At 64.1% G+C, this 26,606-nt stretch carries 20 protein-coding genes and 1 other RNA gene; 12 read left to right on the top strand and 9 right to left on the bottom strand.

Annotated elements, in window-relative coordinates:
- Positions 1-70 precede the first annotated feature (70 nt).
- The gene (locus AB5Y80_RS13115; protein WP_368173034.1) at positions 71-1,564 is read right to left on the bottom strand and encodes an alanine/glycine:cation symporter family protein; all 1,494 of its coding nucleotides are present in this window, start codon (positions 1,562-1,564) and stop codon (positions 71-73) included.
- A gap of 375 nt (positions 1,565-1,939) precedes the next feature.
- On the opposite strand from AB5Y80_RS13115, the gene AB5Y80_RS13110 reads away from it, so the two are divergent.
- Complete coding sequence (locus tag AB5Y80_RS13110) at positions 1,940-2,308, top strand: GNAT family N-acetyltransferase (protein ID WP_010674583.1); 369 nt, start codon at positions 1,940-1,942, stop codon at positions 2,306-2,308.
- An 18-nt stretch (positions 2,309-2,326) separates the two neighbouring features.
- Positions 2,327-3,136, top strand: a complete 810-nt coding sequence (locus AB5Y80_RS13105) for a zinc-dependent peptidase (protein ID WP_039039054.1) — start codon at positions 2,327-2,329, stop codon at positions 3,134-3,136.
- A gap of 78 nt (positions 3,137-3,214) precedes the next feature.
- Here AB5Y80_RS13105 and AB5Y80_RS13100 read toward each other — a convergent pair whose 3' ends face one another.
- From AB5Y80_RS13100 to AB5Y80_RS13065, 8 genes are all read right to left on the bottom strand, one after another.
- Positions 3,215-3,811, bottom strand: coding sequence for a GPR1/FUN34/YaaH family transporter (locus tag AB5Y80_RS13100; protein ID WP_029314465.1), 597 nt, complete (start codon positions 3,809-3,811; stop codon positions 3,215-3,217).
- A 1,247-nt stretch (positions 3,812-5,058) separates the two neighbouring features.
- Positions 5,059-7,953, bottom strand: a complete 2,895-nt coding sequence (locus tag AB5Y80_RS13095) for a DUF748 domain-containing protein (RefSeq protein WP_368173033.1) — start codon at positions 7,951-7,953, stop codon at positions 5,059-5,061.
- A 283-nt stretch (positions 7,954-8,236) separates the two neighbouring features.
- Positions 8,237-8,650 (bottom strand): MerR family DNA-binding transcriptional regulator, encoded by a 414-nt coding sequence (locus tag AB5Y80_RS13090; RefSeq protein WP_010674587.1) that lies wholly within the window; start codon positions 8,648-8,650, stop codon positions 8,237-8,239.
- Positions 8,651-8,704: 54 nt separating this feature from the next.
- Entirely contained in the window at positions 8,705-9,676 is a 972-nt protein-coding gene (locus AB5Y80_RS13085) for a hydroxymethylglutaryl-CoA lyase (RefSeq protein WP_368173032.1), read from the bottom strand.
- Positions 9,673-11,637: a biotin carboxylase N-terminal domain-containing protein gene (locus AB5Y80_RS13080; protein ID WP_368173031.1), complete on the bottom strand. Its 1,965-nt coding sequence runs from the start codon at positions 11,635-11,637 to the stop codon at positions 9,673-9,675. Before AB5Y80_RS13080 ends, AB5Y80_RS13085 begins: the two co-directional genes overlap by 4 nt.
- Positions 11,634-12,482, bottom strand: coding sequence for an enoyl-CoA hydratase-related protein (locus AB5Y80_RS13075; protein ID WP_368173030.1), 849 nt, complete (start codon positions 12,480-12,482; stop codon positions 11,634-11,636). The genes AB5Y80_RS13080 and AB5Y80_RS13075 overlap by 4 nt, the downstream gene beginning before the upstream one ends.
- 9 nt (positions 12,483-12,491) lie before the next feature.
- Complete coding sequence (locus tag AB5Y80_RS13070; protein ID WP_368173029.1) at positions 12,492-14,108, bottom strand: carboxyl transferase domain-containing protein; 1,617 nt, start codon at positions 14,106-14,108, stop codon at positions 12,492-12,494.
- A complete protein-coding gene (locus tag AB5Y80_RS13065; RefSeq protein ID WP_041215247.1) occupies positions 14,105-15,253 on the bottom strand; it encodes an isovaleryl-CoA dehydrogenase in 1,149 nt (382 codons plus the stop codon). The genes AB5Y80_RS13070 and AB5Y80_RS13065 overlap by 4 nt, the downstream gene beginning before the upstream one ends.
- A 257-nt stretch (positions 15,254-15,510) precedes the next feature.
- On the opposite strand from AB5Y80_RS13065, the gene AB5Y80_RS13060 reads away from it, so the two are divergent.
- From AB5Y80_RS13060 to AB5Y80_RS13015, 10 genes are all read left to right on the top strand, one after another.
- Positions 15,511-17,022: a CoA-acylating methylmalonate-semialdehyde dehydrogenase gene (locus AB5Y80_RS13060; protein WP_368173028.1), complete on the top strand. Its 1,512-nt coding sequence runs from the start codon at positions 15,511-15,513 to the stop codon at positions 17,020-17,022.
- A 79-nt stretch (positions 17,023-17,101) separates the two neighbouring features.
- Positions 17,102-18,259: an acyl-CoA dehydrogenase family protein gene (locus AB5Y80_RS13055; RefSeq protein WP_039039064.1), complete on the top strand. Its 1,158-nt coding sequence runs from the start codon at positions 17,102-17,104 to the stop codon at positions 18,257-18,259.
- 118 nt (positions 18,260-18,377) lie between these two features.
- Positions 18,378-19,169 (top strand): enoyl-CoA hydratase, encoded by a 792-nt coding sequence (locus AB5Y80_RS13050; protein WP_201901014.1) that lies wholly within the window; start codon positions 18,378-18,380, stop codon positions 19,167-19,169.
- Between the two features lie 78 nt (positions 19,170-19,247).
- Positions 19,248-20,348 carry an enoyl-CoA hydratase/isomerase family protein gene (locus AB5Y80_RS13045; protein ID WP_368173027.1) on the top strand — a complete coding sequence of 367 codons (1,101 nt, stop codon included), beginning with the start codon at positions 19,248-19,250 and terminating at the stop codon, positions 20,346-20,348.
- A gap of 27 nt (positions 20,349-20,375) precedes the next feature.
- Positions 20,376-21,296, top strand: a complete 921-nt coding sequence (mmsB, locus tag AB5Y80_RS13040; protein WP_182934929.1) for a 3-hydroxyisobutyrate dehydrogenase — start codon at positions 20,376-20,378, stop codon at positions 21,294-21,296.
- Positions 21,297-21,367: 71 nt separating this feature from the next.
- Entirely contained in the window at positions 21,368-22,129 is a 762-nt protein-coding gene (locus tag AB5Y80_RS13035; protein WP_323949836.1) for an SDR family oxidoreductase, read from the top strand.
- Between the two features lie 365 nt (positions 22,130-22,494).
- Positions 22,495-23,931, top strand: a complete 1,437-nt coding sequence (arcD, locus tag AB5Y80_RS13030; RefSeq protein WP_010674600.1) for an arginine-ornithine antiporter — start codon at positions 22,495-22,497, stop codon at positions 23,929-23,931.
- A gap of 92 nt (positions 23,932-24,023) precedes the next feature.
- A complete protein-coding gene (locus AB5Y80_RS13025; protein WP_042014760.1) occupies positions 24,024-24,812 on the top strand; it encodes a sulfite exporter TauE/SafE family protein in 789 nt (262 codons plus the stop codon).
- A gap of 102 nt (positions 24,813-24,914) precedes the next feature.
- An RNA gene (gene ffs / locus AB5Y80_RS13020) (signal recognition particle sRNA small type) lies at positions 24,915-25,011 on the top strand.
- Between the two features lie 423 nt (positions 25,012-25,434).
- Positions 25,435-26,588 (top strand): IS3-like element ISAeca4 family transposase gene (locus AB5Y80_RS13015; protein ID WP_139739419.1). Its coding sequence is split into 2 segments (ribosomal slippage): positions 25,435-25,672 and positions 25,672-26,588, totalling 1,155 coding nucleotides; the frame shifts between segments, so codons are not numbered across the junction.
- Positions 26,589-26,606 lie beyond the last annotated feature (18 nt).

Here is a 26,606-nt window from a genome sequence, read left to right as displayed (position 1 = left end):
CTCTCAAGAGAGCACAAATAAAAATGGCAGCCTAGGCTGCCATTTTGTTATCTGTTTAGGGATCAACGGTTCAGGTGGACTGACGGTCCGGTTCGAAGGGGTGACCGGATTGCTCCTGCTCCAGGTTTTGCTCGGAACGGCGGCCGGTCCAGTAGTCAGCGTTCTTGATACCGAGTTTTTCCGGGTGGAACACGGGATCCAGTCCCATTGACTTCTGGGCCTCATAGTCTTTCAGACAGGCGAAGGCGGGCTTTTGCAGCATCAAAATGGCGCCGATGTTGAGCCAGGCCATCAGGCCGACGCCGATGTCACCCAGACCCCAGGCCAGATCAGCGGTCTTGACGGTGCCATAGACGGTGGATGCCATCAGTGCAATCTTCAGCAGGAAGGTGAGCCAGGGGCGGTTAATCTTGCGATTGACAAAAGCGATGTTGGTTTCGGCGATGTAGTAGTAGGCCACGATGGTGGTGAAGGCGAAGAAGAACAGGGCGATGGCGACGAAGTAGTTGCCAAAGCCTGGCATCATGCTCTCCATGGCGGTCTGCACATAGCCTGGGCCGGCGGCTACGCCGGCGATGCCGGTGTAGAGGGCGGCACCGTCCGGACCCTGCACGTTGTACAGGCCGGTGATGAGCAGCATGAAGCCGGTGGCGGAGCAGACGAACAGGGTGTCGATGTAGACGGAGAACGCCTGCACCAGACCCTGCTTGGCCGGGTGGCTCACCGCGGCGGCGGAGGAGGCGTGGGGACCCGTGCCCTGGGCGGCTTCGTTGGAGTAGACCCCGCGCTTGACACCCCACATGATGGCCAAGCCCAGAATGGCGCCGAAGCCGGCGTCCATCCCGAAGGCGCTCTTCCAGATGAGCAGGATCACGCCCGGCAGCTGGCCGATGTTCAGGGCGATGATGACGCAGGCGACGATGATGTAACCCAGCGCCATGAAGGGCACCACGGTACTGGCGAAGTTGGCGATGCGCTTGACGCCGCCGAAGATGATGAAACCGAGCAGCAGCGCCAGACCGGCGGCGGTCACGTTGGGGTCGATGGCAAAGGCGGTCTGCAGGCTGGAGCCGATGGAGTTCGCCTGTACGCCCGGCAGCAGCACGCCGCAGGCGAAGATGGTGGCGATGGCGAAGGTCCAGGCGTACCACTTCATGCCGAGCCCCTTCTCGATGTAGAAGGCCGGACCGCCGCGGTATTCACCGTTGATCTTCTCCTTGTAGACCTGGCCCAGGGTGGACTCCACGAAGGCGGAGCTGGCGCCGAGGAAGGCAACCATCCACATCCAGAACAGGGCGCCCGGGCCGCCGAAGGTGATGGCGGTGGCCACACCGGCGATGTTGCCGGTACCGACGCGACCGGCCAGGGTCATGGCAAGGGCCTGGAAGGAGGAGACGCCCGCATCCGTACTCTTGCCATCGAACATCAGGCGCACCATTTCCTTGATATGACGCAGTTGCAGGAAACGGCTGCGCAGGGAGAAGTAGAGGCCTACCCCCAGACACAGATAGATGAGCGCTGGGCTCCAAATCACGCCATTGATGGCATTGACGATCTCATTCATGTACAACAACTCCTTTGTTGCGCTGTCTTGGCGAGGTCTATATGCCTCGCTCCCTTAACATTGAAATATGCGGTGACCAAGGGGGTCACTCAGGATTGTGCGGGACTTTCGACTGGTTAGTCCGCGGGATTTAACATATCGGTTTGTTCAGGGCCTTCCTAGTGAAAAGTGTTGTGACTTTGTTAATTTGTGAATTGACATTAACAAATGGTGAATGAAACTGGACAAGATTCGGTACATACCCATCATCTGCCGCTTTGCCATGCCCAGAGGGCTGATTGAGGTAATGCAAATAGGAGGCCAGGAGTGGCGACAAGGGAAAACAGATACATCATTCGCCTCGCCGGGGAGGCGGATGGGGCCGGATTGACGGGGTTGTTTGCCCAGCTGGGCTACCCCAACCCTGACGGGGCGGTCAGCGCCAGGCTGGCCCAGCCCGATCCGGCGCGGGAGGTCCTGGTGGCCCTGTGCGAGGGGATCCCGGTGGGGGTGCTGGTGTGGCACCACTTGCAACCCATGCACCTTGCACCAGCCTGGGGCCTGATCTCGGCGCTGGTTGTCGATGAGGGTGCAAGGGGCGGGGGCATCGGGGCCCTGCTGCTGGCGGCGGCAGAGCAGCGGGCGGCAGCCCTGGGGTGCGGCCAGCTGGAGCTCTCCAGCAGCCTCAAGCGCGAAGGGGCGCACCGATTTTATCTGGCGCAAGGGTATTGCGAGCGTCCGAAACGTTTTGTGAAAGCTGTCTGATTGGCAAGAGGAGTCCGTGTGTTCTGGTCCAGGTTGAAAGAGGTATTGGGTGGTGCATCTCCCCGGGAGCCCCGTCTCCCCGAAGAACAGGAGTGGCGCGAGGCGCTGGCGGCGGTGCCCATCTTGCAGGGGCTTGAAGAAGAAGAGGCGCAGAGGCTGATGGAGCTGGCGCGCCATTTTCTCTCGCGCAAGACCCTCACCCAGATCGGGGTGGAACTGACGCCCCGCCAGCAGGGGGTGCTGGCCCTGCAGGCAGTGCTGCCCATCCTGCACCTGGGGTTCGATTGGTATCGAGGTTTCCACGAGGTGATCATCATCCCCGAGCCCGTGACCCGTCGTCAGGAGGTGCAGGACGAGTTCGGGCTGGTAAGCGAATTTGAAGAGGAGAACGCCGGTGAATCCTGGCCCCAGGGGCCACTGGTACTGGCCTGGAGCGAATTGCAGCAGGACGGGGACTGGGACGGATTCAACCTGGTGATCCATGAGCTTGCCCACAAGCTCGACATGCTGGGAGGGGATGCTGACGGTGCACCGCCCCTGCCGCGGGGCATGGATCCCCAGCAATGGACCCGGGCGCTGCAAGGTGCGTTTGACGAGATGAACGATCAGTTGACCAGAGAGGAGGTGACCGAGATAGACCCCTACGCCGCCTCGCACCCCGCCGAATTCTTCGCGGTGTGCAGCGAGAGCTTCTTCACCGATCCGTTGCGTCTGCGCGCCGTCTACCCCGCGGTCTATGACCAGTTCGCTCGCTTCTACGGCCAGGATCCCGCCGCCCGCTACCCGGCCACCCGGTTGCTGGCGGGAGATCCCGGAGCGCAGGGCTGACCGGCACTGTGTCCGGGCGGCAGAAACACAAAAGGCACCCGAGGGTGCCTTTTTCGTGACAGCGATGTCGCCGGGTGCTTAGGCAGCGGCTTTGAGCTGGGCGGGAGCGGCTTTCTTCTGCTCGCCGATGGGCAGCACGGTGCGACCGAACTGCTCGTTGATCACGGTGGCCATGGCCAGGTAGATGGCGCTGGCGCCGCAGATGATGCCTTCGAAACCGGCGATGGTGCCGATCAGGGTGCTGCCGGTGAAGTCACGGGCGGCCAGCAGGAAGAACAGCACGGTCAGGGAGGCGAACACGAACTGCTTCACGCGGGGGAAGTTGACAGTCCCGATCAGCATGAACAGGGTGAACATGCCCCACATCAGCAGGTACCAGCCCATGTAGGCGTGGGGAGTGGCCTCGGCCAGACCCATGGTCGGCATCACCAGCAGGAACACCAGGCTCCACCAGAAGGTGCCGTAGGAGATGAAAGCGGTGACACCGAAGGTGTTGCCACGCTTGTACTCCATGATGCCGGCGATGATCTGGGCCAGACCGCCATAGCACAGACCCATGGCCAGGATCATGGCGCTGATGGGGAAGAAACCTGCGTTATGGATGTTCAGCAGAATGGTGGTCATACCGAAACCCATCAGACCCAGAGGGGCAGGGTTGGCCAATTTTTCGCTCACGTGGTGTTCTCCAACAATAGAGGTGGGGTTGATAAAAGACGCGCGATTTTAGGCAGGCTCAGGGTCCCGGGCAAGGGGGGGACACACAGAAATGGTAAAAAAAGAACACGAAAGTTTAAGTGGCCAACCATTCGTGCCATTCAGGTAGACGAGTGGTGAACGAAAAACGTTTTCAACGTTGCGTTTTTGTATAAAAGGCACCTTGGTATGAAAGTCGGCAACGATGGTGGTGACTGGGATTGGTGAGGGAAACGCGCCCCGGATGGTCGCGTTATGGCGGCTTGATTGAAAAATGAGTTCATATGCCATCAGACCAGAGTGTTTCCCTCCTGTTTGTGGCGCATGGACCTCCCGTATCGCCTGCCATCGCAGTGTCCGTTGCGCTCCCCATTTTCTCGTCAACCCCGCGCTCGTCACCGTGTTCCCTACACAAGGGCGGGGCGCCTGAGAAACCCGCAAGCGCGCCGTGTTGACTGCCACGGGCGAAAGGGGCGCAAGATTAACGGGCAGGATCAGAGGCTGCCCTTGTCAAAAAGCCAGAGGCGGGATGGGCCATGGGCCCAGTAAAGACACTTCGAAATGGAAGGGGGCGCGGGGTTGGCCCTGTGGCGTGCGCGAGAGGGTGTTCAAGATTGGCCCGATTAGACACTGTATATCTAATCGGGCCATCTATTTTGACATGTCGACATGCCGGATAACTGGATTGTTCGGGACGGCTAGCGAGAGACAAATCCTGATGGCAGGGGTCAGGGGGAGGTTAGAGAAGGGGAGGCAAGTAGCCAAGGTCGCCTCCTGCCTCTGATCGGTCAGACCGGTAGCCAGGGATAAGGAGAGCCCACCTCGTGCCCGCCACGGTGAAAGACTCAGCAAGGGACAGGGATCCGCTTCCTTTATTCCCTCGTGGAGAGACGCTACCAGAAGTAGAGAGCCACCATCCTGATCATCCCGCTGCAAGAAGCAGGCAAGCAGGCAAGCAGGCAAGCAGGCAAGGAGGGATAAGGCTGCTCCACCATGATGTCGCCGCCGCTAGGCACAAAGGGAACAACAGGGGCAAAGCGCTGGGCCAGCAACCGCCCGCTCGCCCCGGCGGGAAAGAAAGGGACGAAAGGGTCGAGCAACTGGCGCCGCCCGGTACCTGGGCGGTGGGCACCTTAAATGGCCAGGAAGGCGTTATCCGGTCGGGGGTGGGAGCCCATCGGACCATATGCCGTCGGGGCAAACAAGAGGGGCATCCGGCGGGGGCCGGATCAGTTGTCCAGGGTCAGCACCACCTTGGCTTCCTTGTCCGTCTCCTTCACCTGGCTGTCGAGCACGAAGAGGCGCTCCGGCGCGATGCCCTGGGTATCCACCAGATACTCCTTGGTGTTCTGGGCGCGGCGCATGGCGAGGTTTCGCAGGGACTTGGCGGTGATGAGCTGCTGATCCCGCAGCAGGAGCACCGCCTGGGCGCGCAGGGCCTCGCTCCCTTCATCGAGTCGCAACCGGTCGGCCAGATCCCCGAGATCTTCGTTGAACTTGGCTTCATAGGCCTCTGCCAGTGCGGATTGCATGGCGGGATCCTGCTCCAGCAACGTCAAATCCACCGGGCTGCCGGTGATCTTGGCCAGCAGCCGCTCAAGCTTCTGGCGCTGGAGGATGGGGCGCTCTTCGTTGAAGTTGACCTTGCCGCGGATGTTCATGCTGAGCTTGGGCCTCTCCTTGAGGGCCTGGGCGAGGGTGGTCAGCTTGGTCTGCTGGGTCGGGGTCAGGGCGGGATCGCCGGGCAGGAAGGGGAGCTCGTCGAGATCCTTGGTGCCCCCCGTCAAGGACGCAAGCAGGGAGAAGGGGGAGGTAATGGCCTTGCCGAGGGTATTGCCGAGCACGTCCCAGAAGATGTTGCCCAGGCTGAAATCAGGCTGATCCAGATTGCCCTTAACCTTGAGGTTCATCTTGATGACGCCGTTCGAATCGCTGAGCAGGGCGATGGCGAGGCCAAGGGGCAGATCCTTGGCCTGCTCGCTCTTGACCTTCTCCCCGAGTTGCAGCTTCTTGATGGTGATGTCGTTGTCCCCCTCCAGCCGGTTGCCCTGCAGCTTGTAGTTGAGCTTCATGGAGAGCTGCCCCTTGTCGATGGCATAGCCTGCATAGGTGCTGGAGTAGGGGGTGAAGGTGGTGAGCTCCAGATTGTTGAAGGCCACGGCCACGTCCAGCACGGGATCCTCGATGAGCAGGTTGGCGCCCCCCCGGATGGTGACGGGGGCATAGCGGTCCACCTTGCCGTTGAAGGCGAGCTCGGAGCGCTGCCCCGGGGTGTTGCTGATATGGCGGCTCTGGCCGTCGAGGGAGGCGATGTCCACCACGAACTCCGGGCTCAGGCTGCGATCGGCGAAGCGCAGGTTGCCCTGGGCGGTGCGGATCTGATCGATGACGATGTGCGGGGCGGGGGCGCTCTCCTTGTCGTTCGCGGCGGGTTGCGGCAGCAGCAGTTGCTGCACGTTGGTGATCCCCTCTTCGTTGATCTCGATGCGGGCATAGGGTTTGCTGAGCAGGATGTCGGCGATGCGCAGTTGCTGGCTCAGGCCATCATAGTGCAGGCCGCTCAATTGCAGATTCTCTATCTGGAGCAGGCGCTGGTTGTCGGCCCGATCCAGCACGTTGAGCCCGGCGACCTCGAGCCCACCGCTTATCTCCAGCTTGCTGATGGCCCCCTGGCGGTCGGTGGCCAGGTCCAGCCTGGTGCGGCTGGCAAGCTCGCCGTCCCGCACGCTGATGCGCAGCAGATCCTGCAGGTAGGGTTGGGCCAGGGCCAGCGGCAGCCCCTGTTGGCGGATGGCGCCGTTCAGGGTGAAGGGGGTCAGCCCCAGGGTGCCGTCAAACACCACCGTCGTCCTGGTGTCGAGGGCTGCGTTGAGGGTGAGGGGGCTGGGTTGGGCGGTCTGGCTGCCAAGGGGCCCCAGGGTGAGGGCGAGGGCGGAGATGGCCCGTTTCAGGGGCTTGCCGCTGGTGGCTTCGGTCAGGGTGAGGCTGCCCTGGTCGATGCGGGTCTGCTTGAGGGCCCATTGCCAGGGCTTGGCGGGGGTGGCCGGTTGTTTGCCCCCCTTGGGGGTCTTCTGGGGGATCAGCAGGTCCGCGAGATCCAGTTGTTGCTGGTGGTCGAGGGCGGCGGTGATGGCCGGGCTCTTGAGGATGGCGGCATCGAGCTCAAGGCGCTGCTTGTTGCCATCGATGCGGATCCCGGTCAGCGCCAACTGCTTGAAGCGGGCAAATTCCTCCCCCTTGTTGCGTGTGAGCTGCCAGTTGGCCAGGGTCAGCTTGCCCTTTGACAACTGCCAGTCCAGTCCCTGCTTGCCCTGGGTGAGGCGATAGGCGAGCTCGGCGCTGGCCTCCCCTTTGGCGAGGGTCGCCTTGAGATAGGGGGCCCAGAGGGGGGCGAAGGGGGCGATGGCCACCTTGCCAAGGCTGAGGTTGCCCTTGCCGGCGCCGCTCATCATGTCGAACTCCCCTTCGGCCTTGAGGGGGCTCTTCTCGTTGACGGTGGCGCTCAGGCGATAGGGGTTGAGCACCCCCTCTGCGGTGGAAAAGCCGGGCAGGTGCAGGGCGAGCTTGTCCAGGGTGAGGGGCGGCACCCACCCCGGGCTGCTCTGCTTGCGGCTGTCCCGGTAGCTGAGCCGGCCCTGCTCGACGGACAGCTTGCCGATGGTCACCAGCACGGGCTCGGCGCTAGCTGGCGGCGTTTGCTCCGGCGCAGGGGCGAGCAGGGAGGCCAGTGCATCGGTCAGGTTGAAGCGTGCCTCCCCTTTGAGATCCTCGAGGCGCACCATATCTGCCCTGGGGGCTGTCAGGGTGGCCTCTTCCAGTACCAGGGCGCGCTTCTGCCAGCTCGCTTTCAAGGCGGGAATGAGCTTCAGCTCTTCAAATGACACCAGTTCTTGCTGCTGGTCATCGAGCAGGGCGCTGGGCCCCAGCACGAGGGAGGGGGAGCGGATCCCCACCTCTATCTTGCCAAGGGAGAGGTGCAGACCGTAATGGGTGGCAAGCCAGCCGGGGAGATGGCGCTGGATGAGGGTCGGCGCCTGCCAGAGCAGGATGGTGATGCCGATGAGCAGGAGCGCGAGAAGATAGAGGGCATAGCGCAGCAGACGAGCGGGCAGAGGCTTGAGCATGATGGTCTCCATTTGATGCGCATATGGTAGCAATTAATCGTGCCCGGTTCATGGGAAGGACTCATGAGGTGCGCCGCACTCTGACCGGGCTGGGGAATTATTGTGCGACCAAGGCCGGATTTCCCCCGTTTGCCCCACCTCGCCGCTTGCCCAAACCGCCCAGTCTGTCCGGCATGCCGTGACGGGCGATGTGGGGAACAAGGGGGTTGCCGGGTCAGGGCCTGCCACTGCGAATATCCACTGGAAAACCGGGATTCCGGGGGCGAGATACCCCCAGAGTCTGTCAATCCCCGTCGGTTTTCAAGCCGCCGAGGGAGTGGATGCAGCGCTGCTCGGCGGCATCAAGCTCGGCCATCACCATCTGGATGTCCTCCAGCTGCTGGCGCAGGGAGTGGCGTCTGGCCTCGATGAGCTGGATCATGGAGTGAAGCTGCATCCGGCTGGAGCGGTCGGTGTCGTACATGTCGAACAGCTCGCGGATCTCCGCCAGGCTGAACCCGAGGCGCTTACCGCGCAGGGTCAATTTCAGGCGGATCCTGTCCTTGTGGCTGTAGATGCGGGTCTGCCCCTCCCGGGTCGGGGTGATGAGCCCCTCGTCCTCGTAATAGCGGATGGTGCGGGGGGTGATGTCGAACTCCTGGGCCAGCTCCGAGATGCTGTAGGTCCTCTCCTTGCCACTGGCGTGTCTGGCTCTCATGGTGCGCCCTCCTGATGAGCTGGCGGGGTCCTGGCACAGCGGCAAGGGCCGGGTTCATGATGCATGATGGCCTCCCGGGGCGCGCTGCGTGCGCTCTTGTGCGAGGCGCCGTCCCCTCCCGTGCAGGGCCTGGCCGACCCGAGAGCCGTTGGGGCGCCCCAGCAGCTCGCTCACCCACTGGCCGGTGGCGGCCAGCTGGTCGAGGTCGACGCCGGTGCTCATGCCAAGGCCGTGCAGCAGATAGACCACCTCTTCCGACGCCACATTGCCGGAGGCACCGGGGGCATAGGGGCAGCCGCCGAGCCCGGCCACCGAGCAGTCGATGGTGCGGATGCCGCGCTCCAGCGCCGGCAGCAGGTTGGCCAGCCCCTGGCCATAGGTGTCGTGAAAATGAACCGCAAGCCGGCCCGCCGGGATCTCGTGCAGCACCGCATCCAGCATGGGAGCCACGGTGCCCGGGGTGCCGACGCCGATGGTGTCGCCGAGGGATATCTCGTGGCAGCCCAGATCCAGCAGCCGCTCGGCCAGGGCGGCGACCCGTTTCGGGCGGGTCGGGCCGTCGAACGGGCAGGCGATGACGGTGGAGAGGTAGCCGCGCACCTTGATGCCGAGGCTGCGCGCTTCCTGCACCAGGGGGGCGAAGCGCACCAGGGACTCCTCCACGCTGATGCCGATGTTGGCCCGGGTGAAGCCGTCCGAGCAGGCGGTGAAGAGGCCTATCTCATCGGCGCGTGCGGCGATGGCGGCCTGCAGACCCTGCAGATTGGGCACCAGGGCACCATAGCGGGTCGGCCCCCTGCGCGGCAGGGCGTTGAAGAGTGCGGCGGAATCCGCCATCTGCGGCACCTTCTTGGGCGACACGAAGGCCCCCACCTCGATGCGCTGCAACCCGCTCTCGGCCAGGCGGGCGATGAACGCCAGCCGCTGCGCCAGGGAGAGGGTCGCAGCTTCATTTTGCAGGCCGTCCCGCGGCCCCATCTCCACCAGGCTGACCTTGTCGTCCCGGTTCTCGTGCGTGTGGCTCATGAGCGCTCCTCCTGCGCGGTATGGTCCTCGGCAAAGCGCACCAGCACGGCGCCCTGGCTCACCTGTTCCCCCTGGCGGCACTGCAGGGCCTCAATCACCCCGTCCCGGTCGGCCTTGAGGACGTGCTCCATCTTCATCGCTTCCAGCACCAGCAGGGGTTGCCCCTTGCTGACCGGCTGGCCGGTCTCGACCTGCAGCGCCACCACGATGCCGTGCATGGGGGCCAGGATGCCCGGGACATGGCTCGTTTCGTGATCATGGTGGAGCTGATGATGCTGATCATCGAGCGAGAAGCGGATGCGTCTGCCCGCCAGGTGCAGCAAATAGGCACCCTCGCCGAGGGGCTGCACCGGATAGCGCTGCCAATGTCCACCCTGGCACAGGCGGATCTGATCTGACCCGAGTTCGAACGGGATCTGCTCGCTCTGCCAGAGCAGGGCGCCTCCTCGCTCGGCGAGGGTGAGAGTGCGGGTCTCCTCGCCGATGCGCACCGTGGCGCAAAAGCGGCGGGTGGGGCCCAGCCGAAAGCCTGCGGCCTGCTGCCAGGGGGAGGCATCGCGCTCGCAAGTGGCGAGCCAGAGGGTGGCGAGGGGCCAGGCGAGCGTCGGAACGGGCAGGGTGTCGGTGGGAATGGGCCACTGGGTGTGGTGGCACATCGCCAGCACCTCTGGCGCTTCGCACAGGCGTTGCAGGAGCGGGCCGTTGTGCACCAGAGGGCCGAGATCCAGCGCCGCCAGGGCATCGGCCAGGGTGGCAAAGGCTTCGCTGCGGCTCGGTGCGTGGGCGACGAGCTTGGCGATCATGGGGTCGTAATAGGGGCTCACCCCATCGCCGGCGGTGACGCCGGTGTCGATGCGCACCCCCTTGGGCCAGGTGAGCCAGTGGATGGGGCCGCTCGCGGGCAGAAAACCGGCGGCCACGTCCTCGGCGTAGAGGCGCGCCTCCACCGCGTGGCCGCGCAGCACCACTTCATCCTGGGTGAGGGGCAGCGGTTTGCCCTCGGCCACCGCCAGCTGCCAGGCCACCAGATCCTGGCCGGTGATGGCTTCGGTAACCGGATGCTCCACCTGCAACCGGGTGTTCATCTCCATGAAGAAGAACGCCTCCTTGCAGAGCAGAAACTCGATGGTGCCGGCCCCCTGATAGTGGATGGCCTTGGCCGCCGCCACGGCCGCCTCGCCCATGGCGCGGCGCAGGGCAGGGGAGATGTCGGGGGCGGGGGCCTCCTCGATCACCTTCTGGTGGCGGCGCTGCAAGGAGCAGTCCCTGTCCCCCAGATAGATGGCGTTGCCGAGGGTATCGGCAAACACCTGCACCTCCACGTGACGGGCGCGGGGGAGATAGCGCTCCAGCAGCACATGGTCGTCGCCAAAGGCGGCACTCGCCTCCCGCTTGACTGCCGCCAGGGCGTCGTCAAAGTCGGCCAGCTGATCGACCCGGCGCATCCCCTTGCCACCGCCGCCGCTGGCCGCCTTGATAAGGAGCGGGAAGCCCACCAGGCTCGCCTGATCGCGCAAAAAATCGGGGTGCTGATCCGCGCCGTGATAACCGGGTAGCACGGGGACGCCGGCTGCCTGCATCAGCCCCTTGGCCCCCGACTTGTCCCCCATGGCGAGGATGGCGGCGCCGCTTGGGCCGACAAAGCGCACGCCCCGCTGCTCGCAGGCGGTGGCAAAGTCGCTGTTCTCGGACAGGAAACCGTAGCCCGGGTGGATGGCGTCGGCATCCGCCTCTTTGGCAATCTTGAGCACCTTGCCGGTGTCGAGGTAGCTCTCCCGGGCGGGGGCCGGCCCCAGATGCCAGGCCTCGTCGGCTTTGCGCACATGCATGGCGCGGGCGTCGGCGTCCGAGTAGAGGGCGATGGTGTGAATGCCGAGGCGCCGTGCTGTCTTGATGATGCGCACGGCGATTTCACCGCGATTGGCGATCAGCAGGCGCTTGATGGGAGTGTGATGGGTCATGCTTCGTCCTTGAAACGGGGGCGCCAGGTGGGGGGGCGTTTGTCGAAGAAGGCCTGGATCCCCTCCTGGGCCTCGAGACCGACCCGTACCCGGGCGATGGTCTCGACGGTCTGCTCTTCGTGCTGGTGGCCTGGGCGCCCTTCGAGGGCGGCCAGCAGCCGCTTGGTCTCCTTCATCGCCTGGGGGCCGTTGCGACACAACCGCAGGGCCATGGCGCGTCCCTCCGCCAGCAACTGATCAGGCTGGCTGAGCCTGTGCACCACGTTGAGTCGGCAGGCGGTGATGGCATCGAAAGGCTCCGCGCTCAGCATGTAGCGGCGGGCCTGGCGCATCCCCATGGCGCGCACCACGTAGGGGCTGATCACCGCAGGCACCAGTCCCAGGGTCACCTCGGAGAGGCAGAAGCGGGCATTTTCGCTGGCCAGCACGATGTCACAGGCGCAGACAAGGCCTAAGGCTCCGCCGTAGGCGGCCCCCTGCACCAGGGCCACCGTGGGGAGGGGCAGCTCGTCCAGTGCCTGCATCAGGTGGGCCAGCACCCGGGCGTCCTCGCGATTCTTGTCAAAGGCGAGGGGGTCGAACGCCTCCCCGGCCATCTTGCGCATCCACTCGAGATCGGCGCCCGCGCAAAAGTGCGGCCCCTCGGCGCGCAGCAGCAGCACGTGGGGGCGGTCGGCCAGCGGCTGGCCGTGGGCCAGCTCGCCGAGACAGTCGAGCAGCCCCTGCATCAGGTCGGCATCAAGGGCGTTGTGGCGGGCCGGGCGGGCGAGCACCAGCTCGATCACCGGGCCGTGGCGCTCCAGGCGAAAATGGGCAAGGGGATCGTTGAAGAGCGGGTCTGACATATGAACTCCTTACATCCGGAAGATGCCGTACTGCCCGGGGCCCGGCTCGGCCCCCTGGCAGGCCGCCAGCGCCAGGGCCAGCACGGTGCGGCTTTGGGCCGGGTCGATGACGCCGTCATCCCACAGGCGAGCACTGGCGTAATAGGGGTGACCCTGGCGCTCGTATTGCGCGATCACCGGGGCGCGAATGGCGGCCGCCTCCGACTCGCCCAGAGTCTTGCCCTCGGCGGCGAGCTTGTCCCGGCGCACCTGCACCAGCACCCCGGCCGCCTGCTCGCCCCCCATGACGGAGATGCGGCTGTTGGGCCAGCTGAAGAGAAAATCCGGTTCATAGGCGCGCCCGCACATGCCGTAGTTGCCGGCACCGAAGCTGCCGCCGACGATCAGGGTGATCTTGGGCACCCGGCTGCAGGCCACGGCGGTCACCAGCTTGGCGCCGTGCTTGGCGATCCCCTCTTTTTCCGCCGTACTCCCCACCATAAAGCCGGTGATGTTTTGCAGAAACAGCAGCGGGATCCCCCGCTGGTTGCAGAGCTGGATGAAGTGGGCTCCCTTCTGGGCGCTGTCGCTGTGCAGCACGCCGTTGTTGGCGAGGATCCCCACCTGCATGCCCTCAATGCGGGAAAAACCCGTCACCAAGGTAGTGCCGAACAACGCCTTGAATTCGTCAAACACAGAGCCATCTACCAGCCGGGCGATCAATTCTCGTGCGTCATAGGGGCGCTTGAGACTGGTGCCCACCAGGCCGTAGAGCTCCTCGATGGGGTAGTGCGGCTCATCATAGGAGGGAGCGGATGGGGCGGGTGACGCTGCCGTCTGGCTGTCACCCAGGTTGCTTACCAGGGTGCGGGCGATGGCAAGGGCATGGGCATCGTCCCGGGCCATGTGATCCGCCACCCCGGAGTGGACGCAGTGCACCTCGGCGCCGCCCAAGGCTTCTGCGCTGATCTCCTCACCGGTGGCGGCCTTGACCAGGGGCGGGCCCGCCAGAAAGAGGGTGGCCTGTTCCCTGACCATAATCGACTCGTCCGCCATGGCGGGCACATAGGCACCCCCGGCGGTACAGAGCCCCATCACCACCGCCAGCTGGGGGATGCTCTGGGCCGACATGCGAGCCTGGTTGTAGAAGATGCGGCCAAAATGCTCCCGGTCGGGGAACACCTCGTCCTGCATGGGCAGGAAGGCGCCGCCGGAATCCACCAGATAGAGGCAGGGGAGGCGCAGCCGCTCGGCGATGGCCTGGGCGCGCAGATGTTTTTTCACCGTGAGGGGGTAGTAGGTGCCGCCCTTCACGGTAGCGTCATTCACCACCAGCATGCACAGGCGTCCAGAGACCCGGCCGATGCCGGTGAGGATGCCGGCGGCGGGCACCGGCTCGTCATAGACCTGCCAGCCCGCCAACGCCGACAGTTCGAGAAAGGGGGAGCCCGGGTCCAGTAGCTGGTCGATGCGCTCGCGGGGCAGCAGCTTGCCGCGGGCTTGATGGCGGGCGTTGTTGGCCGCGCCGCCGCCCAAGGCTATCTCCTCCAGGCGGGCATTGAGATCGTCGACCAGGGCCTGCATGGCGGCCCGATTTGCCTCATAGTCGGGACTGGCGGTGTCTAGGCGGGAGTGGATCCTGCTCATGCGCTCTCTCCCATCAGCTCGCGGCCGATGAGCCAGCGGCGGATCTCCGAGGTGCCGGCGCCGATTTCGTAGAGTTTGGCGTCCCGCAGCAGGCGGCCGGTGGGGTATTCGTTGATGTAGCCGTTGCCGCCGAGCAGCTGGATGGCATCAAGGGCCATCTGGGTGGCGTTCTCGGCGGCAAACAGGATGGCGGCGGCGCAATCCTTGCGGCTGGTGCGGCCCTGATCGCAGGCGCTCGCCACCGAATAGACCAGCGCCCGGCTGCTGGCGAGACGGGTATACATGTCGGCGAGCTTGCCCTGCACCAGCTGAAACTCGCCGATGGCCTGACCGAACTGCTTGCGCTCGCGCACATAGGGGAGCACCACGTCCATGCAGGACTGCATGATGCCAAGGGGCCCGGCCGCCAGCACCACCCGCTCGTAGTCGAGCCCGCTCATCAACACCTTGACCCCGCCGTGCAGGGGGCCCAGCAGGTTCTCCTGCGGCACCCGGCAGTTGTCGAACACCAGCTCGCAAGTACTGGAGCCGCGCATGCCGAGCTTGTCGAGCTTCTGGGCGGTGGAAAAACCGGGAGTCCCCGCCTCGACGATAAAGGCGGAAATCCCTTTGGGCCCGGCGGCGGCATCGGTCTTGGCATAGATGACGAAGGTGTTGGCATCGGGCCCATTGGTGATCCACATCTTGTTGCCGTTCAGCACGAAGTGATCCCCCTCGCGCACTGCGGTGAGGCGCATGCTCACCACGTCGGAGCCGGCACCCGGCTCGCTCATGGCCAGCGCCCCCACGTGTTTGCCGCTGACCAGATCAGGCAGGTATCTCGCCTTCTGATCAGGGGTGCCGTGGCGGTGGATCTGGTTGATGCAGAGATTGGAGTGGGCGCCGTAGGAGAGGCCGACCGAGGCGCTGGCGCGGCTCACCTGCTCCATCACCAGCACATGGGCCAGATAGCCGAGGTTCACCCCGTCATACTCCTCCGCCACCGTAATGCCGTGCAGCCCCAGCTCCCCCATGCGGGGCCAGAGATCCCGGGGGAAAGCGTTGCTCTGATCGATCTCGCTGGCGCGCGGTGCGATCACTTTTTGGCAGAAAGCCTCGACTTGTTCGGTCAGGGCCTGGAGGGTTTCATCCATCAGGGCATGCATCCGTGCTCTCCTTGGTGCAGTGGACTGCCGATCTCTCCTGCCATCAGGGTGATGACTGGTCAGTCCATCCGTGATTCAAGTTTACGTTAGCGTAAACGTAAATTGATTGTTAGTCTAAGGTAAATTCGATGGCAGCCCGCCGCAAGGGGCTACCCGGGCAGAGGAGCGCAAGGAGTGAACAGGATGTGCAACAGCAAGATTGATGTGGCCGGCCTGCAGTGGCCTGCCATCGCCTGCCAACGGGCTAGGAGGGGGGCATGAGCCAGCATCACACCCAGTACGGGGATCTGCCGCTCTACATCGGTGGCGAGGCGTGTCCGTCCGCAAGCGACGAGTGGATAGAGGTGACCGACCCGGCGGACCAGCATCTGCTGGCGCGGGTGCCGAAAGCTACCTCTGCGGAAATTGAGCTGGCGGTGCGCACCGCCCACGACGCCTACCTGCAGTGGCGGGAGGTGCCTCCCTCCGAGCGGGCTCGGGTGATGTTCAACTACCAGCATCTGTTGAAAGTGCATCATGACGAGCTGGCGACCCTGCTGGCCCAGGAAACCGGCAAGAACCTGGCGGATGCCAAGGGGGATGTGTGGCGCGGCATCGAGGTGGTGGAGCAGGCCTGCGCCATCGCGAGCCAGACCCTGGGGGAGACCATGGGCAACGTGGCGCGCCGGGTGGATGGCCACTCCTGGGTGCAGCCCCTCGGGGTCTGCGTCGGCATCACGCCGTTCAACTTCCCGGCCATGATCCCGCTCTGGATGTTCCCGCTGGCGGTGGCCTGCGGCAACGGCTTCGTGCTCAAGCCCTCCGAGCAGGATCCTCTCACCCCCATGCGCCTGGCCGAGCTGTTTACCGAGGCGGGGGCCCCCAAGGGCATTCTGTCGGTGGTGCATGGCGGCGCCGAGCAGGTGGATGCGTTGCTGGCCCATCCCGATGTCAAGGCAGTCAGTTTCGTGGGCTCGGCCCGGGTGGGCGGTCACGTCTATCGCAGCGCCACGTCGCAGCTCAAGCGCGCCCAGTGTTTTGTCGGCGCCAAGAATCACATGGTGATCATGCCGGATGCCAACAAGGCGCAGGTGCTCAGCAACCTGGTGGGAGCCGGGGTCGGCGCCGCCGGTCAGCGCTGCATGGCCATCAGCGTGGCGGTGTTCGTGGGGAGCGCCCGGGAGTGGATCCCCGAACTCGCCGCCGAGTTCGCCAAGGTGAAACCCGGCGTCTGGCACGACCCCGAGGCGGCTTATGGCCCCCTCATCAGCCCGGAGGCGAAAGTCAGGGTGGAGGGGCTTATCGAGGCGGGGATTGCCGAGGGAGCCGAGTGCCTGCTGGACGGCCGTTTTTGCGACGTGCCCGGCTACCCGGTGGGCAACTGGGTGGGACCGACCCTGTTTCGCGGCGTGACCCCCGAGATGCGCATCTACCAGGAGGAGATCTTCGGGCCCGTGCTGGCCTGCCTCGAGGTGGGGAGCCTGGATGAGGCGCTTGCCCTCATCAACGCCAACCCCTATGGCAACGGCACCTCCCTCTTCACCGGCTGTGGCGCCGCCGCTCGCAAGTTCCGCCACGAGGTGGCGGTGGGCCAGGTGGGGATCAACGTGCCCATCCCGGTGCCGCTGCCGTTCTTCTCCTTCACCGGCTGGCGTGGCTCCTTCTACGGGGATCTGCATGCCTACGGCAAGCAGGCGGTGCGTTTTTACACCGAGACCAAGACGGTCACCGAACGCTGGTTCGACGAAGACATTCCCAGCGGCCCCAATATGACCATTCAGCTGCGCTGATGGCAGGTTGCCCACTTTGCCTTGGTGCCCCCATTGACAGCAACGGATCGACGGAACAAATACAAAGGAAGCGAACAAGATGGATTTTACCCTGACCGAATCCCAACGGGCCTGTGTCGAGTCGGCCGGCGCCTTCGCCGATCTGGCGCTCAAACCCCACGCCGCGCGCTGGGATAGGGAGCACGAGTTCCCCATCCCCACCATCAAGCAGGCGGCGGCGCTGGGCCTGTGCGGCCTCTATACCCCGGAGCAGTATGACGGTCTGGGCCTGAGCCGGCTCGATGCCAGCCTCATCTTCGAGCGCCTCGCCATGGGCTGCACCTCCACCACCGCCTATCTCACCATCCACAACATGGTGAGCTGGATGCTGGGTAGCTGGCTGCCTGCCGAGGTGGCCGAGGAGTGGGTACCCAGGCTCGCCAGCGGCGAGCTGCTGGGCTCCTACTGCCTCACCGAGCCGGGGGCGGGCTCCGACGCGGCGGCCCTCAAGACCCGCGCCGTGCGCGATGGCGAGGATTACCTCCTCGATGGCAGCAAGGTGTTCATCTCGGGTGCCGGCAGCACAGACGTGCTGGTGGTGATGGCCCGCACCGGCGGCGAGGGGGCCAAGGGGATCTCCGCCTTCATGGTACCGGCCCAGACCCCCGGCGTGAGCTATGGCAAGGCGGAGGAGAAGATGGGCTGGAACAGCCAGCCGACCCGGGAGGTGAACTTCAGCGCCGTGCGCATTCCCGCTCGCTTCCGGCTGGGGGAGGAGGGGGAAGGGTTCAAGTTCGCCATGCGGGCGCTCGATGGGGGGCGCATCAACATCGCCAGCTGTTCGCTGGGCACTGCCCAGCAGGCTCTCAACGATGCCCTGGCCCATGTGCAGCAGCGCCAGCAATTTGGACACCCGATCAGCGAATTCCAGAGCGTGCAGTTTCGCCTGGCCGACATGGCCACCGAGCTCGCCGCCGCCCGCCTGCTGGTGCGCCAGGCGGCCGCCAAACTCGATGAGGGCAGCCCGGACAAAAGTGCCTGGTGCGCCATGGCCAAGCGTTTTGCCACCGACGTGGGGCACCGCATCTGCGACGACGCCCTGCAACTCTTTGGCGGCTATGGTTATATCCGCGAGTATCCGCTTGAGCGCTATCTGCGCGATACCCGGGTGCACCGCATTCTGGAAGGGACGAATGAAGTGATGCGGCTCATCATCGCCCGCCGCCTGCTGGCCGACCCCGGCCTGTCGCTGGAGTAGCGGGAGTAGCCTGCCCTGAGGACGCAGTCGGCGCGTCCTCAGGCTTTGTGAGCCAGGTGCAGGTTGGCTCCATTCAACCCTGTCATCATGGGGCAGTTTTTTTGACAAGGACAACGCAATGACAAGGATCAGGCTCGAATATCACGGCCACGTGGCCTACATCACCCTCGATCACCCACCCGCCAACACCTGGACGCTCGCCAGCCTGAAAGCCTTCTTGCAGATGATGGTGGAGCTGGATGGTCGCCCCGACGTGGTGGCCCTGGTGATCCGCGGTGCCGGAGAGAAATTCTTCTGCGCCGGCGCCGATCTCAAGATGTTCGCCGACGGCAGCCTGCTGCACGCCCGCGAGGTGGCCGAGGCCTTTGGTCACGCCTTCGAGGCGCTGGCTCGCTTTCACGGGGTCAGCATCGCCGCCATCAACGGCTATGCCATGGGAGGCGGCCTCGAGGTCGCGCTGGCCTGCGACATTCGCATCGCCGAGCAGCAGGCCAAGCTGGGGTTGCCGGAGGCCTCGGTGGGCTTGCTGCCCTGCGCTGGCGGCACCCAGCGCCTCACCGAGCTGGTGGGGCCGGGCTGGGCCAAGCGGATGATCCTCTGCGGCGAGAAGGTGAGCGCCACCCTGGCCTACGAGATGGGGCTGGTGGAGGAGGTGGTGACCGAGGGGCACGCCTGGGAGGCGGCGCAGCAGATGGCCCAGCTGGTGGAGCGCCAGAGCCCGAGCGCCCTGCGTGCCTGCAAACAGCTCATCAATCAGGGGCGAAGCACCCACAGGGACGCGGCGCTGCCGCTCGAGCGCAGCCTCTTTCTCGCCCTGTTTGACGATGCCAACCAGCGCGAAGGGGTGGCGGCCTTCCTCGAGAAGCGGGCCCCGCGCTGGCGCTATGACCAATCCAGGCCGAAAGAGTGAGGGAGTGAAGGATGAATGAGGTATTGATGGCGACCCGCCATGTCGCAGGGGCAGATACCCGGTCTGCGGGGGCCGACCATGAGTGAGCCCGTGCGCATCGAGACCCACCCCACGGCGGATGGCCGCCACATCGGCATGCTGACTCTGGACAGCCCCGCCTCCCTCAATGCCCTGAGCCTTGAGATGATCCAGTTGTTGCAGGGGGCGTTGACCCGCTGGGAGCAGGATCCGGCCATCGTCTGCGTGTTGTTGCAAGGGGCCGGCGAGAAGGCATTCTGCGCCGGTGGCGACATCCGCTCCTTCTACTACCGCAAACAGGAGGCGAGCGAGTCGGCACTGTTTGGCTATGCTCGCGACTTCTTCCTGCAGGAGTACCGGCTCGATCATCACATCCATCGCTATAGCAAGCCCCTTGTCTGCGTGGCGGACGGCATCTGCATGGGGGGCGGCATCGGCCTCTTTGCCGGGGCCGGTTTTCGGGTGGTGACAGAGAAGAGTCTGTTCGCCATGCCGGAGGTGACCATCGGCCTCTACCCCGATGTGGGGGCCAGCTGGTTTTTGAGCCGCATGCCGGGGCGGCTCGGGCTCTGGCTCGGCCTCACCGGGGCCCGCTTCAACGGGGCGGATGCCATCGGCCTGGGGCTCGCGGATCACGCCATGGGGAGCCGCGAGCGGATGGAGCTGCCAGCGCGCCTCGCCGCCCTCGACTGGTCCGCAGGCGACCCCTGCGAGCAGATCGAGGTGCTGTTCACCGGTTTGCAGCGATCCCTTGGCCAGACGCTGCCGCCTCCTGTACTGCTGCCCCACCAGGCCCGCATCGATGCGCTGTTGGCCGGCCGCTCCCTGCACCGGGTGCTGGCACGCCTCGAGGCCGCCGAGTTGGATGAACCGGCGCTGGCTCAGGGGCGGGAGACCTGCCTTCGCGGCAGCCCTATCAGCCGCGCCATTCTCTGGCGCCAGTTCTGGCAGGCACGGCGCCAGTCCCTGGCCGAGGTGTTTGCCGACGAGCTGACCCTCTCGGTCAATTGCGTGCTCAGAGGGGACTTCGTGGAAGGGGTGCGGGCTCTGCTCATCGACAAGGACAAATCCCCCCGCTGGCGGGCCCCGCAGACGGGTGAGGCCTGGCTGGATGCCTTCTATCGCTGGCCCGAGGGTGACAACCCCTTGCGCCCCCGCTGACGCGGGATCACACACAAGGAGCACACCATGACAAGGATTGGGTTTATCGGGCTTGGCAATATGGGGGGGCCCATGGCCGCCAACCTGGCCAGGGCGGGGCACAGGGTGCAGGTGTTTGATCTGGTGCCCGAGAGCCTGACCCGGGCCATCGAGGCCGGCTGTATTGCCGCCGGGAATGCCCGGGAAGCGGTGAGCGGCTGCGAGCTGGTCATCAGCATGCTGCCAGCGGGCGAGCATGTGCGCAGCCTCTGGCTGGGGGAGAGTGTCGGTGAGCGGGGTGGCCAGGATCTGCTGGCGGCCCTGTCGCCCGGTGCCTTGGTCATCGACTGCTCCACCATAGACGTGGCCTCGGCCCGTCAGGTGGGGGCGGCGGCGAAGGCGAGCGGCATCCGTTTTCTCGATGCCCCCGTCTCGGGGGGAGTAGCCGGTGCGGCGGCGGGCACGCTCACCTTCATCGTCGGCGGCGAACAAGCGGATTTTGAAGCGGCCAGACCCGTGCTCGCCTGCATGGGGCAGAACCTGTTTCACGCCGGGGCGCTTGGCGCTGGCCAGATCGCCAAGATGTGCAATAACATGCTGCTCGCCATCCACATGGCGGGCACCGCCGAGGCGCTGGCGCTCGGGGTCAAGGAGGGGCTGGATCCCGCCGTGCTCTCCACCATCATGGGCAAGAGTTCGGGCAACAACTGGAGCCTTGAGCGCTACAACCCCTGGCCCGGGGTGATGGAGAACGTCCCGGCATCCCGTGGGTATACAGGGGGCTTTATGACCCGGCTGATGGTCAAGGATTTGGGGCTCGCCATGGCGTTGGCGGAACATGCCCACAGCGCCGTGCCCATGGGGGCCCTGGCCCGCAACCTCTTCAACCTGCACGGGAGCCTGGGCCAGGAGAACAAGGATTTCTCCAGCATCCTCGAGCTCTATCGGGACAAGACAGCGCCGGGTTAAGGGCCGCTATCTACCTATTTACCCGATAGTCTTTGACTCGACAGTCACCTGCCATCTCACCAGGAGCATTTATGGATATCACACGGAAAGTCATCGCGATCACGGGGGCGGGCAGGGGGCTCGGGCGCGCCATCGCCCTGAGTCTGGCGGAGCAGGGGGCGCAACTTGCGCTCATCGACGTCAACCGCACCGATCTGGAGGTGACCGAGGCGGAGGTGCGCAGCCGTGACGGCCGCTGCGCCCTGTTCGTCTGCAACGTGGCAAGCGAGCCGGAGGTCGAGGCGACCTTCGCCGCCATCAAGGATCAGTTCGGGGCCCTGCACGGTCTCGTCAACTGTGCCGGCATCCTGCGCGACGGCATGCTGATCAAGGTGAAGGAGGGGGCACTGACGGAGAAGATGAGCCTGGCCCAGTGGCAGTGCGTCATCGACGTCAACCTCACCGGCACTTTCCTGTGCGGGCGCGAGGGGGCAGCGCTGATGGCCACCGGCGGGGAGGGGGGCGTCATCATCAACATCTCCTCCATCGCCCGGGCCGGCAACATGGGCCAGAGCAACTATGCCGCCAGCAAGGCGGGGGTGGCCTCTCTGGTGGTCACATGGGGGAAGGAACTGGCCCGTCACGGCATCCGGGTGATGGGCATCGCCCCCGGCGTCTTTGCCACCGATATGACGGCGGCGATGAAACCCGAAGCCATGGCCCGCATGCAGCAGGCCATCCCGGTGGGCACCCTGGGGCAGGCGGCGCAGCTGGCCCAGACGGTGCAGTTCATCCTTGCCAACGACTATCTGTCGGGGCGGATGATCGAGCTGGACGGCGGCTTGAGGCTCTAGTCCCCCCTGCATATACCCTCTCTGACGCCCCTCCTGCAGGGGCGTTTTTGCAGGGGAAAGGCCCCAGTGCAAGGGTGCATAGCCATGCAGGTCCGGCTTTTGAAAAGCGGGGCGGCATCATGAAAAGTCGTGAAATATCAACGGGTCTTTCTTAATTTGAACCAGCTCACAGGCACCCCGGGTCAGTGCTGTAAAATTGCGCGCGGTCAAGGCGGCTCATGATTGACGGCAAGAGGGATTGCGGCCGGAATAGTCATGCAATATAGTTGCCGCCTTTTTCACGGGGTACGGATTTTTAGCCCCTCCCATGTCGCGCGCTGTATGAATACGGATGCTCAGCCGCCGCCTAATAAAACAGGTTTGAGATGGACAAGAAACTGGGGCTGGGTGCCCTCATTTCGCTGGTGATCGGCTCCATGGTCGGTGCCGGGGTTTTCAGTCTGCCGCAAAACATCGCAGCGCACGCCAGTGCCGGGGCCGTCGCCCTGGGATGGGCCATCACGGGGATCGGCATGATCTGCCTCGCCCTGGTCTACCAGAATCTCTCCATGCGTCGACCGGATCTCGATGGCGGCATCTTCAGCTACGCCAAGGCGGGGTTCGGGGATTTCGTCGGCTTCAACGCCGCCTGGGGTTACTGGCTGTGCCAGCTGCTGGCCAACGTTTCCTACGCCATCGTGGTGTTCAGTGCGCTGAGCTACTTCTTCGACACGCCGGACAATGTCATCTTCGGTGACGGCAACACCCCGGTCGCCATCACGCTCGCTTCCCTGCTCATCTGGTCGGTGCATGCTCTGGTGCTGCGCGGCATCCAAGTGGCGGCGCTGGTGAACATCGTCACCACCATCGCCAAGATGGTGCCCCTCATCGTCTTCTGCGTGGCCATCCTGCTCGCTTTCAACATGGAGACCTTCACCCTGGATCTCTGGGGGCAGGGGAGTCCCGAGCTCGGCTCCGTGATGGATCAAGTGAAGTCCACCATGAAGGTGACCCTCTGGGTCTTCATCGGCATCGAGGGGGCCGTGGTAGTCTCCGCCCGTGCCCGCCATCGCAAGGACGTGGGCCGCGCCACCGTGCTGGCGCTGCTGGGGGCCCTGGCGCTCTACGTCATGGTGACCCTGTTCTCCCTGGGGGTCATGAACCAGCCGCAACTGGCGGCCCTCAAGAACCCCTCCACCGCCATGATCCTGGAAGCCGTGGTCGGCCCCTGGGGCGCCTGGCTCATCAACATCGGCCTGGTGATCTCGGTGATGGGGGCCCTGCTGAGCTGGACCGTGCTGGCGGCGGAAGTGCCCTACATCGCGGGCAAGACCGGTGTCTTCCCGGCCTGGTTCGCCAAGGAGAATAAGAACGGCTCCCCCAAGGTGTCGCTCTGGTGCTCCACCTGCCTGGTGCAGATCTTCCTCATCATCATCTACTTCCAGAACAGCACCTATCTGGCGTTGGTGAACATCGCCACCTCGGCTGCCCTGGTGCCCTATGTCTTCTCCGGTGCTTACGGCCTCAAGCTGGCGTTGAAAGGGGAGACCTACGCGGGCCAGCCCCATCAGCGCAAGCGCGACCTGCTGCTGGCCCTGGTGGCCACCGTCTATGGCTGCTGGCTGGTCTATGCCGCCGGGGTGGAGTACCTCTTGCTGGTGGCGCTGCTCTACAGCCCGGGGATCTTCATCTACTGGAAGGCGCGCCAGCACCACGGCCTGCGCAGCCTCAACCGGCTGGAGCAGGGGATGACGGCAGCCCTGCTCGGTTGCGCCGTGCTGGCGTTCTACAAGGTGATGGACGGTACCATTCCCCTGCATTAATCGGCACAATAAAGGGATGGCAAGATGCCATCTCTTTTTTTATGGGCAATGGCGGTCAAGTTGACCGCTGTTTCGTTATTGAAGGAATGTTTATGCTGTTTGTGGGCTATCTGGTGTTGGGCGCCTTCGCGGGCATGCTGGCCGGGCTGTTCGGTATCGGCGGCGGCCTCATCATCGTCCCCGTGCTGGTCCTGAGTTTTCACGCACAGGGCGTGGCGCCAGAGATCATCACCCATCTGGCCCTCGGCACCTCGCTGCCCACCATGATCTTCACCGGTTTCAGCTCCCTGCGTGCGCACCAGGAGGCAGGAGCGGTGGACTGGGGGATGATTCGGCGCCTGGGCGCCGGCATGCTGGTCGGTGCCTGGCTCGGCGGCATGACCGCCAACCTGCTGAGCGCCAGCACCCTCAACATCATCATCGGCTGCTTCGCCTGGACCATGGCCCTGCAGATGGGGCTCAATCTGAGGCCAAAAGCGGAGCGACACATGCCGGGCCCCCTTGGTACCGGGATCGCGGGCACCGTCATCGGCTGGATGTCGGCCTTGTTCGGCATCGGTGGCGGCTCGCTGACCGTGCCTTACCTCACCTGGAATTCGGTGCCCATGCGCAACGCCGTGGCCGCCTCCGCCGCCTGCAGCATGCCCATCGCCCTGGCAGGCAGCCTCAGCTATCTCTATGCCGGTTGGGGAGACGCCGATCTGCCCGAGTGGAGCGTCGGATTCATCTATCTGCCGGCCCTGCTTGGCATCGTGCTCACCAGCACCCAGTTTGCCCGTCTGGGCGCCAGACTGGCACACCGAATGTCACCCCGGCGGCTCAAGCAGGCCTTTGCCCTGCTCATGTTGCTGGTGGGTGCCAAATTCATGCTCTTTAGCTGAACCCTTGGCCAGATTGTTGAAAAATAAGGCGAACGGCTCGCGATGCGGTAGAAAGCCATTGCATTGAGGGGCCAGTTTGCCTATTCTCCTCGCCGGTGGTCCTATTGGTCCTCTCGCATTGATAACCCGTCGACCTGGTCAGGACCGGAAGGTAGCAGCCAAGGCGGGGGACTCGAGTGCCGGGATGTGGCTGGTAGGGCCACCACTTGTTTCTGCAATTCAATAAGTTACAGCTAATACCCCCCTTCAGACCTCTTGGTAATCCACTTTGTGTGGATGAATCAGGAGTCTTCAAAGTGAATCTCTGGCTCAGCCCTCAAGGTATCTGGTACTACCGCAAGGTGACAGTGCTCCCCTGTGGTCGCCGCAAAGACATCAAGAAATCTCTCCGTACTCGGGACAAGCTGGTAGCTCGTGAACAGGTGGCTAAGATGCTTGCCTGTGCGCGTTCTTGGGTAAAACCTGAGTCTGTCCAACCAGAACCTCAGCCAAGCTCCCTGCCGGAGCCTCAGCGGCTACAGCAACAGACACCATCTGCGACCAAGCCAGCCCCTCAGTCTGAATCGCCCCTACTTTCCTAGACACCTCAAGAGCCTCAAACTGAGGTCAATCAGGAGGTGTTATGAGCAAGCAGCAACGTTACACGGAAGAATTCAAACTGGCCGCCGTCAAGCAGGTGACTGAGCGCCATTACCCAGTGGCAGAGGTCGCTGAGCGACTTGGTGTTTCCAGCCACAGTCTTTACGCCTGGATCAGGCGCTACAGCCAGCCCGCCGTGCAGCAACAGCATGACTCCAGCCAGCAAGCCGAAATTCGGCGCCTCAAGGCTGAACTGCGCCGCGTCACCGATGAGCGAGATATCTTAAAAAAGGCCGCCGCGTACTTTGCCAAGCTGTCAGGGTAAGGTACGCCTTCATCCGGGTGCACGCGTCCACACATCCCATCCGCCGACTGTGTCGGATGATGAATGTCCACCCGAGCGGTTATTACGCCTGGCAGCACCAGCCTTTATCTGCCCGCGCACTTGAAGACCAACGCCTCCTGGGCCAGATCAAGCAATGTTGGCTAGAAAGCGGGGGCGTCTATGGCTATCGCAAGATCCGGGATGACCTGCGAGAGATGGGCGAGACCTGTGGGAAACACCGGGTGGCGCGATTAATGCGTCATGAAGGTTTGCGTTCACAAACCGGTTATCGTCGCCGTCCCGGTCATTATGGTGGCCGGCCAACGGTGGTTGCACCGAATCATCTTGAACGCCAGTTCGATGTGACTGAGCCAAATAAGGTCTGGGTAACGGACATCACTTATATTCGAACCCATGAAGGCTGGCTCTATCTGGCCGCGGTATTGGATTTGTTTTCACGACAAGTCATTGGTTGGTCAATGGGGCCACGGATCGACCGAGAGTTGGCCATCAGCGCGTTACTGATGGCAGTGTGGCGACGGCGACCCGAGCAGGAAGTGCTGGTTCATTCTGACCAAGGGAGCCAGTTTAGCAGCTATGACTGGCAGGATTTTTTGCGGGAGCACCGGCTCAAGGCCAGCATGAGCAGACGTGGCAATTGCCATGATAACGCGGTGGCGGAGAGTTTCTTCCAACTCCTCAAACGCGAGCGGATCCGACGTAAAACCTATGCAGATCGGGAGGAGGCCCGGCAGGATGTGTTCGATTACATTGAAATGTTTTACAACCCCAAGCGTCGGCACAGTTTCAACAATGGGCTATCGCCAGTAGAGTGTGAAAAGCAATATTTCGAACGGCTCAAAAGTGTCTAGAGAAGCCGGGGCGATTCA

It is taken from the genome of Aeromonas sp. R2-1 (genome assembly GCF_040908425.1).
GTDB lineage: Bacteria > Pseudomonadota > Gammaproteobacteria > Enterobacterales > Aeromonadaceae > Aeromonas > Aeromonas caviae.
The sequence above is the reverse complement of the archived record's forward strand: the minus strand, read 5'-3'. Positions and strand labels throughout refer to the sequence as shown.

What these genes read in the sequence shown, in the direction of transcription:
- AB5Y80_RS13115 (WP_368173034.1), bottom strand. Translation starts at nt 1,564, where the DNA reads ATGAATGAGATCGTCAATGCCATCAATGGCGTGATTTGGAGCCCAGCG.
- AB5Y80_RS13095 (WP_368173033.1), bottom strand. Translation starts at nt 7,953, where the DNA reads ATGCTCAAGCCTCTGCCCGCTCGTCTGCTGCGCTATGCCCTCTATCTT.
- AB5Y80_RS13090 (WP_010674587.1), bottom strand. Translation starts at nt 8,650, where the DNA reads ATGAGAGCCAGACACGCCAGTGGCAAGGAGAGGACCTACAGCATCTCG.
- AB5Y80_RS13085 (WP_368173032.1), bottom strand. Translation starts at nt 9,676, where the DNA reads ATGAGCCACACGCACGAGAACCGGGACGACAAGGTCAGCCTGGTGGAG.
- AB5Y80_RS13080 (WP_368173031.1), bottom strand. Translation starts at nt 11,637, where the DNA reads ATGACCCATCACACTCCCATCAAGCGCCTGCTGATCGCCAATCGCGGT.
- AB5Y80_RS13075 (WP_368173030.1), bottom strand. Translation starts at nt 12,482, where the DNA reads ATGTCAGACCCGCTCTTCAACGATCCCCTTGCCCATTTTCGCCTGGAG.
- AB5Y80_RS13070 (WP_368173029.1), bottom strand. Translation starts at nt 14,108, where the DNA reads ATGAGCAGGATCCACTCCCGCCTAGACACCGCCAGTCCCGACTATGAG.
- AB5Y80_RS13065 (WP_041215247.1), bottom strand. Translation starts at nt 15,253, where the DNA reads ATGCATGCCCTGATGGATGAAACCCTCCAGGCCCTGACCGAACAAGTC.
- AB5Y80_RS13060 (WP_368173028.1), top strand. Translation starts at nt 15,511, where the DNA reads ATGAGCCAGCATCACACCCAGTACGGGGATCTGCCGCTCTACATCGGT.
- AB5Y80_RS13055 (WP_039039064.1), top strand. Translation starts at nt 17,102, where the DNA reads ATGGATTTTACCCTGACCGAATCCCAACGGGCCTGTGTCGAGTCGGCC.
- AB5Y80_RS13050 (WP_201901014.1), top strand. Translation starts at nt 18,378, where the DNA reads ATGACAAGGATCAGGCTCGAATATCACGGCCACGTGGCCTACATCACC.
- AB5Y80_RS13045 (WP_368173027.1), top strand. Translation starts at nt 19,248, where the DNA reads ATGAGTGAGCCCGTGCGCATCGAGACCCACCCCACGGCGGATGGCCGC.
- mmsB (WP_182934929.1), top strand. Translation starts at nt 20,376, where the DNA reads ATGACAAGGATTGGGTTTATCGGGCTTGGCAATATGGGGGGGCCCATG.
- AB5Y80_RS13035 (WP_323949836.1), top strand. Translation starts at nt 21,368, where the DNA reads ATGGATATCACACGGAAAGTCATCGCGATCACGGGGGCGGGCAGGGGG.
- arcD (WP_010674600.1), top strand. Translation starts at nt 22,495, where the DNA reads ATGGACAAGAAACTGGGGCTGGGTGCCCTCATTTCGCTGGTGATCGGC.
- AB5Y80_RS13025 (WP_042014760.1), top strand. Translation starts at nt 24,024, where the DNA reads ATGCTGTTTGTGGGCTATCTGGTGTTGGGCGCCTTCGCGGGCATGCTG.